Consider the following 13,537-nt stretch of genomic DNA (forward strand, 5'->3'; position numbering starts at 1 on the left):
ACCAGAGATACCCAGCGGTCGATTGTGGGCACACTCCGTACCGGACACCACCAGACAGGTACGGGCGGAGCGGCCCGAGATCTGGAGTGGGTCACGTCTGCCTGCCGATGGGTCAGGTCTGCCGCCCGTCGTCGCCAAGAAGTGTGACGAACCTGGATTGAGGACCACGTCGCGGCGGGAATACCAGGGTGAGAAGGAGGAACGCCATGTCGCCCACCGAGATCGTCGTCACCATCGTCGTCGTGCTCGTCGTCGTCGCGGCGGCCGTCGTGATCTGGACCCTCGCGCGCCGCCACAACCTTCGCCGCACGTTCGGTCCCGAATACGACCGCGCCGTAGCCGAACAGGACAATCGAGGCGCAGCCGAACGGGAGTTGCGGGAGCGGGAACGCCGCCACGCCGAGCTGACCTTGACCCCGCTCGGTCCGGAGTCCCGGGCCCGGTACTCGGCCGCGTGGGAAGAGGTCCAGGCCCAGTTCGTCGACGCGCCGTCAGCCGCCGTCGGCAACGCGGACGAACTGCTCACCCGGCTGGTGGCCGAACGCGGCTACCCGACCGGGAACTACGACGAGCAGATTGCCCACCTTTCCGTCGAGCACGCCCGCACCCTGGGCGCGTACCGCGAGGCCCACGAGATCCACCTGGCCAACGAACGCGGCGAGGCGAGCACCGAACAGTTGCGCCAAGCGGTCGTTCGCTATCGCGCGCTCTTCGCCGACCTGCTCGGCGAGGATCCGGTCCGCACGGAGCCGACCCCGACCAGCACCGCGGCCGAAGCACGAACCGAGGCAACCGCTGAGGCATCGACCCGCTGAGGAGACCATCATGGCCCGCCCCGACCAGCTGCACGACGACCGGACCGAGGTCGTCACCTACCACCAGCACGATCCCGACCAGCCCGACCAGCACAATCCCGACCAGCACGATCCCGACCGGCGGAACGGCTACGACGACGAGCACGACCCGGACCGGACGCAGGTCGTGTCGGGCGTGGTCGAGCCGGATCCGCACCAACCGGTGCATCGTGAGCCGATCGAACAGCCGACGGCGTTCGGCGCGGCCACCGTCGGCGGTGCGGTCGCCGCCTCGGCGATGGCCGGCCCCGAGCGACTGCACGAGCCGCGCGATCCACGCGACGAGGACACCGTACGAGACGGAGACGGACCGCTGCCGGACGACAGCCGTGCCGTACCGGCGGTCGCCGACGCCGACACCAACGCCGACATCGGTGACGAGGAGACAGCCGACGACGGCCGCACCGCTCCGGTGGTCGGCCACCTGCCGACGGACATGCCGACCGACGTCGCGGTCGAGACGCCGGCCAGCTTCCTCGCCAGCGACGAGGCCGACGCCTTCCGGGACCGCTGGCGGGATGTCCAGTTGCGCTTCGTCGACGATCCCCACGCGGCGGCGGGTGAGGCCCAGGCACTCACGGCCGAGGCGGTCGAGGCGCTCACCGCCGCCCTCACCGCCCACCGCGACGATCTGAACGGATGGACCGGCACCAGCCCGGACGACACCGAGCAGCTGCGTCTGGTGGTCCGGCGATACCGAGACCTGCTCGACCGGCTGTTGGCGATCTAGCGCCGATCGCGCTGCTCGACCTGTCGGACACCCGGCCCTCGACGCACCGGCGTCGAGGGCCGACGGCTGTCCGGCGCATATCCGGATCACCGCCGGGTACGCCGCCGGGAGCGACCACCGACGGGAGGACCGACGATGACGGACCGGGATAGCGCGCTCGGGCAGCCGCCACTGGAGGAGACGCCCGAGGTGGCGGCGGCGGTTCAGGACGACACCACGGTGCCGTCGCTGGTGACCACGCCGGACGAGGAACCCGATGCCCCTGCCTTCCGGCAGCCCGCCGAGGCAGGCGGCCCGCCACAGATTCGCACCGGTGCCGACCAGCCGTGGGATCCGGAGGACCTGTCGATCGCCAAGGGCGGCGACGCCACGGCGGATCAGGTCGACCGGGCGCGCCGAGAACTCGAACACGACGGTCCAGCGGCGATCGAACGCACCGTTCCCTGATCGGGGTCCACGCCACCTGCTCCGCTGATCGACGGAACGGCGCGGGGCCCGATGCGACTCGGACGTCGGCATCGGGCCCCGCTGGTGGTGCGAATCAGCCTTGGTCAGGCGGCTGTCGCGGACTCAGCCCTGTTCAGGACAGCGGTGGGTACGCGTTGGCCATCAGCTCACGGAACTGCGCCGAGAACCAGTGACCAGAAACCGGCGCGTTCGGCAACGCACCACTCATGTTGTTGTTGTTCCGCGGGTTACCCGTGTACGTCGGGTCGCACATCCGGTCGAAGCCCTTACCCTCGTCGTTCGGGATCTCCGAGCTCGAACCATCCGACTCACCCGGCGGCTTGATCCACACGTACGCGTCGATACCACTGGCCGGCGCGGCGGTCGGCCGCTCACCCAGACCGGCACCGGACTGGTTACACCAGTTGCCCTTCTGGAACCGACGGTCGATCCGCGACTCGTCCACCCGGGTGTTCACGTCCCCGGCGCTGCTCGGACCGGTCGGCCGGTCCGGCCCACCCCACCCGTTACGCGACGTGTCGATCAACATCCCGATGTTCGAGTTGAACCCGGCCTGCACCAACCGCTGCCGGAACGCCTGCGCGAACGACAACTCGTCGTTGTACATGTTCCAGTCGATCCACGTCGACGGACGCGTCGTCGAGTCCACCGTGATGTACGGCTCCCGCAACGCCGAGTAGTTCGCCGTGTTCGTGATGAACCCGTGCACATCCGACGGCGACGCCCCGGACGCGTTGGCGGCCTGCGCGATGAGCTGCGCCGACGGACCGAAGTTGTCGTCCCAACCGATCCAGCCGTGGTGCCCGGCGTCGATGTAGTTGTACACATTCGGCACATCACCGAGCTGAGCGACCGCGTACCCCACACCACTGACGTAGTTACCGTTGGCCAACATCACGTCACACTCAGGAGTAGCCGTCGGCCGACTACCCACATTCGTCACCAGGTTCGGCAACGAATCGATCTCGATCACCGCGACGATCCGCAGAGCCGCGTACGCCGGCCGCGCCACGATCTCCGCGATCGGATCGATGTACTCCGTCCGATAGACGTCGATCTCCTCCGGACCGAGCTCACCGTTGGACGCCAACGCCGCACAGTCACGACCCGGCAGGTTGTAGATCACCACCTGGAACACCAACGGCCGACCACCGTTCGCCGCGTCCTGCCGCACCGCCTCGTCGAGGTGATCCGCCAGACCCATGTCACCCGTCGTCGGACTGTTGTTGCCATAGATAGCGCTCGTCCGGTCCAACCACACACCGGTCGGCTCGTCCGCGATCCGGCTACCACCCGGCTCCGCCGCCGCGTTCGCACTCCAGATCGGATTCACGTACACATCCGCACCCACATACGGGTTGTCCACCCGCGGACCACCCGTCGGAGGCGGCGACGTCGGAGGCGCCGTCGTCGGCGGCGCCGTCGTCGGCGGCGCCGTCGTCGGCGGCGCCGTCGTCGGCGGCGCGGTGGTCGGCGGCGCGGTGGTCGGCGGAGCCGTGGTCGCCGGCGGGGTGGTGCCGACGATCTGGCCGGTGCAGGCGACCCCGTTGAGCCGGAACACCGTCGGGGCGGTGTTGGTACCGGAGTAGCTCGCGTTGAAACCGGGGTTCACGGTGGCGTTGGTGCCGAGCGACCCGTTCCAGGCCGCGTTCCGCAAGGTCACCCGGGTGCCGCTCTGAGTGAACTCGCTGTTCCAGGCTTGCGTGATGCGCTGGTTGCCGGAGTAGTCCCACTCCAGGTTCCACCCGTTGAGCGCGTCACCGAGGTTGGTGACCGTGAGGTTGGCGGTGAAGCCGGTGTTCCACTGGTTGACCGTGTAGGTGACGCGACACCCGGCTGCGGCGCTGGCCTGGGTGGCCGCGACGACTAGCACGCCAGAGCCGAGTACGACCGCGGCGGCGGCGGACAGGCCGCGACGCATCCGCGAGCGCCCAGCGCCGCGTAGTGGGTTCAGATTCATGCGGAGTTTTCTCCTCGCGACAATTTCTGGTCACCGACATCAACTGCCGGGACCGTGGTGAGGTCGGTGCGCCACCCGCCGTCAGGTAACGACGACCGGTGCGACGCGATCGCCGGTCCGGACGTGTCCGGTTGCCCTCGGCGACCTGGTGTGCTTGGCTGGCTCCGCAGCGCCAATCGATCATCATCATGTCATGGGAACGCTCCCACCGCAACCATCCGGAAACCTGCCAGTGACCAGGCGGAGTCGACCAGGACGGTCGCGAAGAGCCGAACCGGGCAGGTCAGGGTCGGTAGCGCAGCCGCCATCCGAGAGGCCACCAACCGCGTCGACGAAACCGGGCGCAGCCGTCCGGACCGCACGACGCGCAGTCCGTACCGCGCCGGTGATGCAGGTGGGCCGCGCGGGCGTGCCCACAGACGCAGATCGCCCTCACCAGCGCCTCACCACCGCGCTCCGGGCCGGGGCATCGCCGTACGCCGCCCGCGACCCGCCGCCCGGCGGACGCCGGGCCGGGATCGCCGTCGCACCCCTCCCACACCACGGTGACCCACGCCACTCAATCCGCCTTTGCCCGAAATAACCGTCATATCTGGTTGTTGACGATGCGTGATGGACCGCTAGACCAGTCCGGCGGCGCGCGAACGGCCCCGTGCCACCATCCGTCCCCGCACCGTCACCCCCGGAGGAACGGCATGTCCGTCACCGCCACCCCCCTGTCCGCCGCGCCAGTGGTCGAGACGCCAGCGGCCGAGACCATCCCCGCACGGTCACCCGCCGTCACCGTGGTGATCCCCGCGCTCAACGAGGAACGGAACCTACCGCACGTCTTCGGCCGGCTGCCCGCCGACATCGCGGAGGTGATCCTCGTCGACGGCGGCTCCGTCGACCGTACCGTCCAGGTGGCCCGCCGACTCCGACCCGACGTCAGGGTCGTCGAGCAGACCCGTACCGGCAAGGGCAACGCGCTGGCCTGCGGATTCGCCGCAGCCACCGGGGACATCGTGGTGATGATCGACGCGGACGGGTCCACCGACCCGGCCGAGATCCCCGACTTCGTCGCCGCGCTGCTGGCCGGGGCGGACTTCGCCAAGGGCTCGCGGTTTCGAGCCGGCGGCGACAGCCACGACATCACCCCGCTGCGGCGACTCGGCAACGAGGGCCTCAACGGAATCGTCAACCTGCTCTTCGGCACCCGCTTCACCGACCTCTGCTACGGCTACAACGCGTTCTGGCGCCGGGTGCTACCGGCCCTGGACCTGCCTGATCCAGGCGTACCGGCACTGTCCGGCGGACGCAAGCACTGGGGCGACGGGTTCGAGATCGAAACGCTGATCAACATCCGGGTCGCCGACCAAGGGCTGCGGATCGCCGAAGTGCCGAGCGTGGAACACCTGCGCATCCACGGCGAGAGCAACCTCGACACCGTACGAGACGGGACCCGCGTGCTGCGCACCATCCTCAGCGAGTTCGGCCGCGGCCTCGGGCACCACCGCCTGCGGCCGGGCCGACAGCAGCGGCAGCAGGCCGCCGTACCGACCGCGACCGTGATCAGGGAGGGCTGACCGATGCGCCCGCCCACCGTCAGCGTCGTCCTGCCGACCCACCACCCCGAGCGACTCACCGGCCTGCGCGCCGCCGTCGACTCCGTCCGCCGACAGGACCTCCGGCCGATCGAGATCATCGTGGTGGTCGACCATCATCCGGAACTGGCCGATCGAATCTCGCGGGAACTACCCGAGGTGACCGTGCTGGCCAACGCGTACCAGCGAGGGGTCTCCGGCAACCGCAACACCGGCGCGGAGCATGCCCACGGCGAACTCGTCGTCTTCCTCGATGACGACGTCGTGGCCCGTCCCGGCTGGCTCGCCGGACTGGTCGCCGCCTTCGCCGAGCCGGCGGTGATCGGGGCCGGCGGGGCGATCGAACCCGCCTGGGAACGGCACCAGCCGGACTGGTTCCCCGACGAGTTCCGGTGGGCCGTCGGCGGCTCCTACGCCGGTCAGCCCGACCGACCCGGCGCGGTGCGCAACGTCTGGTCGGCCAGCATGGCGGTACGCCGCGAGGCGTTCCTCGCCGCCGGCGGGTTCCGCACCGGTTTCGGCAAGGTCGGCGATCGGGCGCGACCCGAGGACACCGAACTCTGCCTGCGGATGAGCATGGTGACCGGCGGCCAGTGGTGGTACGTGCCGCACGCCGTGATCTCCCACGGCGTGCCCGCCCGCAACGCCACCTTCCGGTACTTCCTGCGCCGCTGCGTCGCCGAAGGACGCGGCAAGATCATGATGGCCAGGTTGCTCGACGGCGCGCCCAGCCTCGGTGCCGAGCAGGACTACCTGCGCCGCACCCTGCCCCACGCGCTGCGCCGGGAAACCGTGGCGGCTTTCGGCCGTGGCAGACGCCGGCACGCTGCCCGCGCCGGCGCGATCCTGGCCGGTACGGGCGGGGCGGCGCTCGGGGCGCTGATCGAACTCGCCAGCCGCCCCCGCGCCGACGCCGCCGAACCCACCGGATCCATCCGTGTCCCGACTCCGTCCCCCCAATCGATCGGAGCCGTCCGATGAATTCGCGTTTCTCAGCCGCCGTCCCGTCCGCTACCGCTGGACAGATCCCGTCCGAGCCCGGACGGTCGTCGGCCACCGACCGGATCCCGGCCACCGTCGTCGACCTGGACGTCACCGGCACGCTACCCGATATCGCCGGATTCGACCCGGCCGGTCGTCGGGTGGAACGCGCCTGGCTGCTGGTACGCCAGTTCACCCAACCGATCGGCGCGCTGCTGCTCGACGTACCGCCGCAGGGGCTGACCGGTGCGGAGCTCGCCGCCACGATCGACCAGCGGATCCCACCGGCGTCCCGACCCGAGCCCGGCTACCTGGCCCGCCGCGCCGACGTCCTCGCCGACGCGCCGCACATCACCGTGGTCGTCTGCACCCGGGAACGACCGGCCGGGCTGGCCCGCACCCTGGACAGCCTGCTCGCCCAGCGGTACCCCCGGTTCCGGGTGCTGGTGGTGGACAACGCCCCGGTCAGCGACGCCACCGCCCGCGTCGTCGCCGACGTCGCCGGTCGCCCGGTCTCCGTCGACTACGTGCGGGAACCCCGGCCAGGGCTGTCGCACGCCCGCAACCGGGCGATACGCGCCACCGCTGGCGAGATCGTCGCCTGGATCGACGACGACGAGGTGGCCGACCCGGACTGGCTCGCCGAGATCGCCCGCGCGTTGGCCGACCACCCGCACTCCGACGCGGTCACCGGTGCGATCGCGCCGGCCGAGCTGGTCACGGACGCGCAGCTGTGGTTCGAGCAGTACGGCGGGCACAGCAAGGGTCGGGGCTTCACGCCGGACGTCTTCTCGCCGGCGACCGCGCACCGGCAGAGTCCGCTGTACCCGCTGCCGCCCTTCGGTGCCGGCGGCAACATGGTCTTCCGGCCCGGCGTGCTGGAGCGCGTCGGCGGCTTCGACACCGCGCTCGGTGCCGGCACCCCGGCGATGGGCTCCGAGGACACCCTGGCGTTGATGCAGGTGCTGGTCGCCGGCGGTACGGTGGCGTACCAGCCGAGCGCGTTGGTGTGGCACCACCATCGCCGCGACCTGGCCGGACTCCGCAAGCAGCTGGTCGGCTACGGCACCGGGCTGACCGCCGCCTACACCAGTCTGCTGCTGCGAGAGCCTCGCCTGCTCGGACCGCTGCTGCGGTTGGTCCCGACCGCGTTGCGCGACATCCTCGGCGACGGGGACCGGTTGGCCGGACTCCGCGACGACTTTCCTCGTGACCTGATCGGCGCCAACCGGCGCGGCCTGCTCACCGGTCCGATCGCCTACCTGCGCAGCCGGCTCGCCGACCGGCGACTGCGCCGTCGCCTGCGGGACGCGGCATGACCACCGCCGTCGAGACCGCCGCCGGCACCGCCGCGCCGGACGCGGTGGCTGCGCTCACGCGGTCTGGACAGCGGCGACCGTCGGTCCTGCTGCGCAGCGCCGCCGCGCTGATGACGTCGACCGTGGCCAGCGCGGCGCTCGGCTTCGTGTTCTGGGTGGTCGCCGCACGATGGTTCCCCCCGGAGACCGTGGGCCGGGCCTCGGCGGCGGTGTCGGCGATGACCCTGCTGGCCGGACTCGCCCAGCTCAACCTGGTCAACCTGTACGCCCGGTTCCTGCCCGGCGCGGGTCGGCACACCCGGCGGCTGGTGCTCACCGGCTACGCCGCGTCGGCCGCGATGTCGCTGCTGCTCAGCGGCGCCTTCCTCGCGTTGGGTAGGGGTACGGGCATCGTCGGCCCGACGTCGGCGCAGCGACTGTTCTTCGTCGCCGCCGTCCTCGGCACGGCGATCTTCTTCATCACCGACGGCGTGCTGACGGCGCTGCGCCGGGCGGGCGGCGTACCGGCCAAGAACGTGGTCGCGTCGACCGCCAAGGTGGCGCTGCTGCCGCTGCTCGCCGGCACGGCCGCCGGCGACGGCATGCTCATCGCCTGGTCCGCGCCGATGCTGCTGACCATGCTCGGCGTCAACTGGTGGATTCTGGGTCGGCTCATTCCGGCGCGGACCCGTACGGCGCCCGCCGTGGCCGCCCCGGCCCGGCGCGAGCTGCTCGGCTTCGCCTCCGCCGAGTACGTCAACGGGCTGCTCACCAATGCGGTGGCGTTCCTGCCTCCGGTGCTGGTGGCCGGCGTGCTGGGGTCCACCGCCAGCGCCTACTTCTACATCCCGTGGGTGATCGGGGTGGCCGCCAGCACGCTGCTGTGGAACGTGGTCACCTCCTTCGTGGTGACCGCGTCCAGCGACGCGAGCGCCGCCCGCGCCCACGTCGACCGGGCGATCGCCCTGGTCGCGGCGGTGGTGCTGCCGGGCGCGCTGGTGCTCGGTACGGCGGCTGAGCCGCTGCTGCGGTTGCTCGGCGGTGACTACGCCACCGAGGGGGCCGCGACGCTGCGACTGATCGGGCTGTCCCTGCCCTTCACCGGGATGGTGCTGCTCTACTGCGCCTTCGCGATGATGGAGAAGCGGATGTGGCCGGTGGTGACGGTGCAGTCCGTGGGGATCGTCGCGTTCCTGGCGTTGAGCTGGTACGGGCTGCCCCGGGTCGGAATCATCGCGCCGGCTGCGGCGCTGGTTATGACACAGGCCGCGGTAGGGCTGACCCTGCTGCCGGGACTGATCCGGCGGTACCGGGCGACTGGAAATGCCGCGAACGCCCCTGACTGGGCCGCGCGTACCGCCCTGTCCGGGACCGTCACCGCCGGGGCTGTCACGACCGAGACCGTTACCACCGACACCGGGAGTGCCGGATGACCGATCTCGCCCTGCGTCCCCCCCAGGTCGACGCCACACTGCCCGCCGCGACGCCGTCCGCCGCCACACCGCCCGCTGCCCGTCGCGACGTCATCCGACCCGCTGCCCGTCGCGACGTCATCCGACCCGCTGCCGGTTTCGGCGCCGCCCCGCCCGACGGCATCGTCCCCGGGATCGGATCCGGCTCGGCGACGCTGGCCTGGACCGGGCTGATCGTGTCCGTGTTCGCCATGATCGGCCTGGCCGTCGGCGGCCCGACGCAGGCACCCGCAGCCGTCGCGTTCGCCGCTCTCGGCCCCGGTGCCGCCCTGTTCAGCCACCTTTCGGTGGGTCCGGCATCGTTCCGGTGGGCCTCGGCCATGCTGGTCAGTCTGGCCGGATACGCCGCTGCCGCGACCGTCTCGGTGTGGGCCGGCTGGTGGCAACCGCGCGCTTTGGTCGGCGCGCTGGCGGTCGGGGTGGCCGTCAGCTGCCTGTCCGCTCTGCTGCGCGGCCGGCGGCGGGCGCGGACCGACGCCGCACTCCAGGGGCGGACCGACGCCGCACTCCAGGCGCGGACCGACGCCGCACTCCAGGCGCGGACCGTACGCCGTACGCGGGCCGGGACGGCGGGACGGCCCGCCGCAGCCGTCCGCACGCTCCTCGCCCACGCGGCGATGATCGGCACCGCCCTGACGCTGTGGCAGATCGCGGTACGTCGTACCGAGGTGACCGAGGTGGGCGGCTTCGGGCTGCTCGCCACCATCCACCCGGTGTACCTGCTCGCCGTGGCGGTCACCGTCACCGGGTTCGTCATCGCCGTCGCCGGCCTGCCGGCACACGCCGACCAGCCGCCCGTACCCGCCGACGGGCCGCTCGCACGGAGTCGTGGGCTGGCGGCGGCCGGCTACCTGGTGCTGCTGATCGCGCTGCTGCACGGCACCACCCCACTGCTGCTCGACCAACCGCAGTACGCCTGGACATACAAGCACCTCGGGGTGATCGAATACATCGCCGCCGGCAACCCGGTCGGCGCGGCCCAGGACATCTACCAGCAGTGGCCGGCGCTGTTCGCCGGAGCGGCACAGCTCGGCGCGGCCGGCGCGGCCGGCCCCGCGACCCTGGCCGACTGGTCCCCGCTCGTGTTCAACCTGGCGGCCGCGCTGGTGCTGTACGCGATCGCGCGGACCCTCTCCGGTGACCGCCGGGTCGCGTACCTGACCGTCTTCGGCTTCCTCGCGGTCAACTGGGTCGAGGAGGATTACCTTTCCCCGCAGGCGTTCGGCTTCCTGCTCAGTCTCGGGATCATGCTGTTCGTGCTGGCTCGGCTCCGTACCCCGGTCGCCGCAGGATCGGCGGAGCGTCCGAGCGGCACCGGCGCGGTTGCGGGTACGTCGGGCCGCCGGGCCCGGGTCGGGGCGACGGTGGCGGCGCTGGCCCTGCTGGCGGTCCTCACCGCCGCCCACCAACTGTCGCCGTATCTGGTGGTGGCCCAGGTCGCCGTGCTGGCCGCGCTGCGGCTGATCCGTCCCCGCTGGCTTCCGCTGGCCATGGCGGTGATCGTGCTCGGCTACCTACTGCCCCGGTTCGGTTTCGTGTCGGAGGCGTTCGGGGTCTTCGACGGGTTCGACGTCTTCGCCAACGCGGCCGGCAACGCCGACGGCTGGGGGTCGACCGGCCAGGCGTACTCGGCGATCGTGGTCCGGACGTTGGCGCTGACCGTGTGGGCGCTGACCGTGCTCGCGGTGCTGGCCCACCGGCGGCGGTGGCGCACCGTGGTCGTGCCGGCGCTGCTGGCGGCCACGCCGTTCGTCCTGATCGCCGGGCAGAGCTACGGCGGCGAGGCGATCTACCGGGTGTTCCTGTTCTCGGCACCGTGGTGTGCGTACCTGATCGCCACGGCCGTGGTCGACCAGTCGGACCGGCGTCGGGCCGGCCGCCGGGGCTGGTTGGGTCCGGTCGCGGCGGTGACGCTCGCGGTCGCACTCGCCGTGTTCGTCCTGGGTACGGTGCAGGGCCGGCACGGGCAGCTCGTGGTGGACCGGCAGACCTCCGACGAGGTCGCCGCCGCCCGTGCGTTGTACGCCACCGCCGAGCCCGGGGCCACGATCGCGGTGGCCACGTCCAACTTCCCGAGCCGGCTGACGTCGGCGTACCCGGGGTTCAACACCGACGTCCCGGCCGGCGAACCGGACCTGGTGGTCGGCGCGGGCCTGCGGGGTGAGTCCCTCGACGGCGAACACCTGCCGGCGATCGAGGAGTTCCTGCGATCGTTCGCCGGCGAGCCCGCGTACCTGGTGATCAGCGACGGGATGCGGCGTCAGGCCGACTACTTCGGCTACTTCCCGGCCGGCTCGCTGGACCGCCTCGAACAGCTGCTGGCCGACCGGGACGGCTGGTCGGTGTTCCAGCGCGGCGAAGACGTGACAGTCTACCGCTACGCCGGGGCGTAGACGGCGACCCAGTCGACCTGCAGGTCGACCACGTCCGGGGTGGTCTCGTCCGGGCAGGCCTCCCAGGTGTGGCCGCAGTACCAGGCCTGGGACTGCAGGGCCAGCGCCATCGGCTCGTCCGGCACCTGGTCGCCGGTGAGCGTCGCCCACGGCTCGCCGTCGAGGGTGTAGACCAGCTTGTCCGGAGTCCACTCCAGGCCGGCGGTGTGCCAACGGGTGAAGTCACCGGGAACACTGCGCTCGATCGGGTCGCCGGTGACCGGGTGCAGTACGCCGTACATCCGGTCCCGGCCCTTGCCGTTGTCCTCGGCGATGTCGATCTCCGGCGGGTAGACGTTGTCGCCCGGCCAGAGCAGCAGGGCGTACGCGATCCCGGTGCCCTGGTCCATCCGGAAGCGGATGTCGTAGCGCCCGTAGGTCAGGGTCAGCGCCCGCCGGTTGGAGACGCCACCGGTGACGTAGATGTTGTCCCGCTCGGCTTCCCGCCAGCCGCTGATGGTCAGCATTCCGCCGCCGACCGCGACGTGACCGGGGTCGAACCAGCCGCCCGGGTCGCCGTCGGGTTGACCGGAGTAGGCGAACCAGTCGTCGCTCAGTTCTGCCCCGGTGAAGTCGTCGACGAAGATTTGCCGCCAGCCCGGCAGGTCACCTCGCGGCAGCGCGATCCCGGACGGATGCGTCGCGCCCGTTGGCGCGGTGGTCGTCGGCGGCGGGCCGTTGGGCGGTGGACCACCGGGCGGCGGGCCGTTGGGCGCCGGACCACCGGGCGGCGCGCCGGTGCCACCGTCACCGGGTGGGACCGACGGGTCGGCTGGTCCCGTACCGTGCCGCAGGATCGGTACGGCCACGCCGATGGCCAGTACCCCCGCCGCCAGGGCGACCGTCACCGCCGCCAGCCCGGCCCGACCGGGCAACCATCCGCTGGGTGGCCGGCGGCCCGGTGAGCGTCCGCCGCCGGTCACGACAGCTGACGACCGGCTCGCCGGACCATTCGTCGGGTCAGCCGCCACGCCGGCTGAGCCAGCCGCTTGGCCTGCGGAATCATCCGCGGACCCCCGGTGCGGACCAGGTCGAGCAGAGCGTCGGGGTCGTGGTCGCCGGTGGGCAACAGCCGAGGTACGGCCAGCCGACGATCACTCGGCCGGTAGCGACGCCGGCCCACTTCGCAGGCGTTGTCGTGGCCGGCCCGGCGGACCGCTGCCCGGACCCGCCAGTCGTGGTAGCCGTGTGGATAGCAGAACGAGCGGATCGCGGTGCCCAGGTGTTGTTCGAGACGGTCCCGCGCGATCGTGATCTCGGTGGCGGCGGTCGGCGGTGGCAGTACGTCGAGCGGATGGTGCAGCAGCCCGTGCGAGCCGATCTCCACCCGGCCGGACGCGGCGACCTCGGTCAGTTGCGACCAGTCCAGCAGCGGACCGAACGCCGTGGCCCACTGCCGGAGCCAGCTCGCCGGTTGGCCGAGATGGCCGACCGACGGGTAGAGCGTCGCGGCCGCTCCGGCGGCGTCGAGGAGTGGGAGGGCACGGGTGAGGAAATCGGCGTACCCGTCGTCGAAGGTGAGCGCGACCAGCGGTGGTATCGGGCTCCCGTGCTCGGCGATGGCCGCGTCGAGCAGGTCCAGCGCCTGGCTGAGGCCCACCATCCGGTATCCGGCGTCGGACAGGACGGCGAGGTGCTCCGCGAAGCGCACCGCCGGCACCGCCAACGGACGCAGCGGTCCCGCTTCGACCGTGGAGATCGAGTGGTACATCAGCACCGGTAGGGCTGGGCCCGCCGGCGCGACCGGCGCCGTCACACC

Annotated in this window: 11 protein-coding genes; 8 read left to right on the forward strand and 3 right to left on the reverse strand. The window is 71.7% G+C overall.

Translation table 11 applies throughout. The annotated features are described in order from the left end of the window. Nucleotides 1-206 precede the first annotated feature (206 nt). The 3 genes from O7632_RS25445 to O7632_RS25455 all read left to right on the forward strand — a co-directional run bounded on the left by O7632_RS25445 (nucleotide 207) and on the right by O7632_RS25455 (nucleotide 2,031). Entirely contained in the window at nucleotides 207-815 is a 609-nt protein-coding gene (locus tag O7632_RS25445; protein ID WP_278117852.1) for a hypothetical protein, read from the forward strand. A 10-nt stretch (nucleotides 816-825) separates the two neighbouring features. After that, entirely contained in the window at nucleotides 826-1,584 is a 759-nt protein-coding gene (locus O7632_RS25450; RefSeq protein WP_278117854.1) for a hypothetical protein, read from the forward strand. A gap of 135 nt (nucleotides 1,585-1,719) precedes the next feature. Beyond that, nucleotides 1,720-2,031: a hypothetical protein gene (locus O7632_RS25455; RefSeq protein WP_278117856.1), complete on the forward strand. Its 312-nt coding sequence runs from the start codon at nucleotides 1,720-1,722 to the stop codon at nucleotides 2,029-2,031. Nucleotides 2,032-2,164: 133 nt separating this feature from the next. Here the strand turns inward: O7632_RS25455 and O7632_RS25460 are convergent, their stop codons facing one another. Beyond that, the gene (locus tag O7632_RS25460) at nucleotides 2,165-4,012 is read right to left on the reverse strand and encodes a glycoside hydrolase family 6 protein (protein WP_278117858.1); all 1,848 of its coding nucleotides are present in this window, start codon (nucleotides 4,010-4,012) and stop codon (nucleotides 2,165-2,167) included. Between the two features lie 695 nt (nucleotides 4,013-4,707). Here O7632_RS25460 and O7632_RS25465 point away from each other — a divergent pair. From O7632_RS25465 to O7632_RS25485, 5 genes are read left to right on the forward strand one after another with little or no spacing between them, the layout of a single operon-like run. Continuing rightward, a complete protein-coding gene (locus O7632_RS25465) occupies nucleotides 4,708-5,577 on the forward strand; it encodes a glycosyltransferase family 2 protein (RefSeq protein WP_278117860.1) in 870 nt (289 codons plus the stop codon). A gap of 3 nt (nucleotides 5,578-5,580) precedes the next feature. After that, the gene (locus O7632_RS25470; RefSeq protein ID WP_278117862.1) at nucleotides 5,581-6,576 is read left to right on the forward strand and encodes a glycosyltransferase family 2 protein; all 996 of its coding nucleotides are present in this window, start codon (nucleotides 5,581-5,583) and stop codon (nucleotides 6,574-6,576) included. Further along, nucleotides 6,573-7,895 carry a glycosyltransferase family A protein gene (locus O7632_RS25475; protein ID WP_278117865.1) on the forward strand — a complete coding sequence of 441 codons (1,323 nt, stop codon included), beginning with the start codon at nucleotides 6,573-6,575 and terminating at the stop codon, nucleotides 7,893-7,895. The genes O7632_RS25470 and O7632_RS25475 overlap by 4 nt, the downstream gene beginning before the upstream one ends. Continuing rightward, entirely contained in the window at nucleotides 7,892-9,307 is a 1,416-nt protein-coding gene (locus O7632_RS25480; protein WP_278117867.1) for a lipopolysaccharide biosynthesis protein, read from the forward strand. Before O7632_RS25475 ends, O7632_RS25480 begins: the two co-directional genes overlap by 4 nt. After that, a complete protein-coding gene (locus tag O7632_RS25485) occupies nucleotides 9,304-11,739 on the forward strand; it encodes a hypothetical protein (protein WP_278117869.1) in 2,436 nt (811 codons plus the stop codon). The genes O7632_RS25480 and O7632_RS25485 overlap by 4 nt, the downstream gene beginning before the upstream one ends. Here the strand turns inward: O7632_RS25485 and O7632_RS25490 are convergent. Then, complete coding sequence (locus O7632_RS25490; RefSeq protein WP_278117871.1) at nucleotides 11,724-12,653, reverse strand: glycoside hydrolase family 16 protein; 930 nt, start codon at nucleotides 12,651-12,653, stop codon at nucleotides 11,724-11,726. The two genes, O7632_RS25485 and O7632_RS25490, sit on opposite strands and share 16 nt — an antisense overlap. A gap of 44 nt (nucleotides 12,654-12,697) precedes the next feature. After that, the gene (locus O7632_RS25495) at nucleotides 12,698-13,534 is read right to left on the reverse strand and encodes a polysaccharide deacetylase family protein (RefSeq protein ID WP_278117873.1); all 837 of its coding nucleotides are present in this window, start codon (nucleotides 13,532-13,534) and stop codon (nucleotides 12,698-12,700) included. Nucleotides 13,535-13,537 lie beyond the last annotated feature (3 nt).

The sequence above is a fragment of the Solwaraspora sp. WMMD406 genome (assembly GCF_029626025.1).
Lineage (GTDB): Bacteria > Actinomycetota > Actinomycetes > Mycobacteriales > Micromonosporaceae > Micromonospora_E.

Bases quoted from the DNA above. Each gene is read 5' to 3' on its own strand.
- O7632_RS25445 (WP_278117852.1), top strand. From the start codon at position 207: ATGTCGCCCACCGAGATCGTCGTCACCATCGTCGTCGTGCTCGTCGTC.
- O7632_RS25450 (WP_278117854.1), top strand. From the start codon at position 826: ATGGCCCGCCCCGACCAGCTGCACGACGACCGGACCGAGGTCGTCACC.
- O7632_RS25455 (WP_278117856.1), top strand. From the start codon at position 1,720: ATGACGGACCGGGATAGCGCGCTCGGGCAGCCGCCACTGGAGGAGACG.
- O7632_RS25460 (WP_278117858.1), bottom strand. From the start codon at position 4,012: ATGAATCTGAACCCACTACGCGGCGCTGGGCGCTCGCGGATGCGTCGC.
- O7632_RS25465 (WP_278117860.1), top strand. From the start codon at position 4,708: ATGTCCGTCACCGCCACCCCCCTGTCCGCCGCGCCAGTGGTCGAGACG.
- O7632_RS25470 (WP_278117862.1), top strand. From the start codon at position 5,581: ATGCGCCCGCCCACCGTCAGCGTCGTCCTGCCGACCCACCACCCCGAG.
- O7632_RS25475 (WP_278117865.1), top strand. From the start codon at position 6,573: ATGAATTCGCGTTTCTCAGCCGCCGTCCCGTCCGCTACCGCTGGACAG.
- O7632_RS25480 (WP_278117867.1), top strand. From the start codon at position 7,892: ATGACCACCGCCGTCGAGACCGCCGCCGGCACCGCCGCGCCGGACGCG.
- O7632_RS25485 (WP_278117869.1), top strand. From the start codon at position 9,304: ATGACCGATCTCGCCCTGCGTCCCCCCCAGGTCGACGCCACACTGCCC.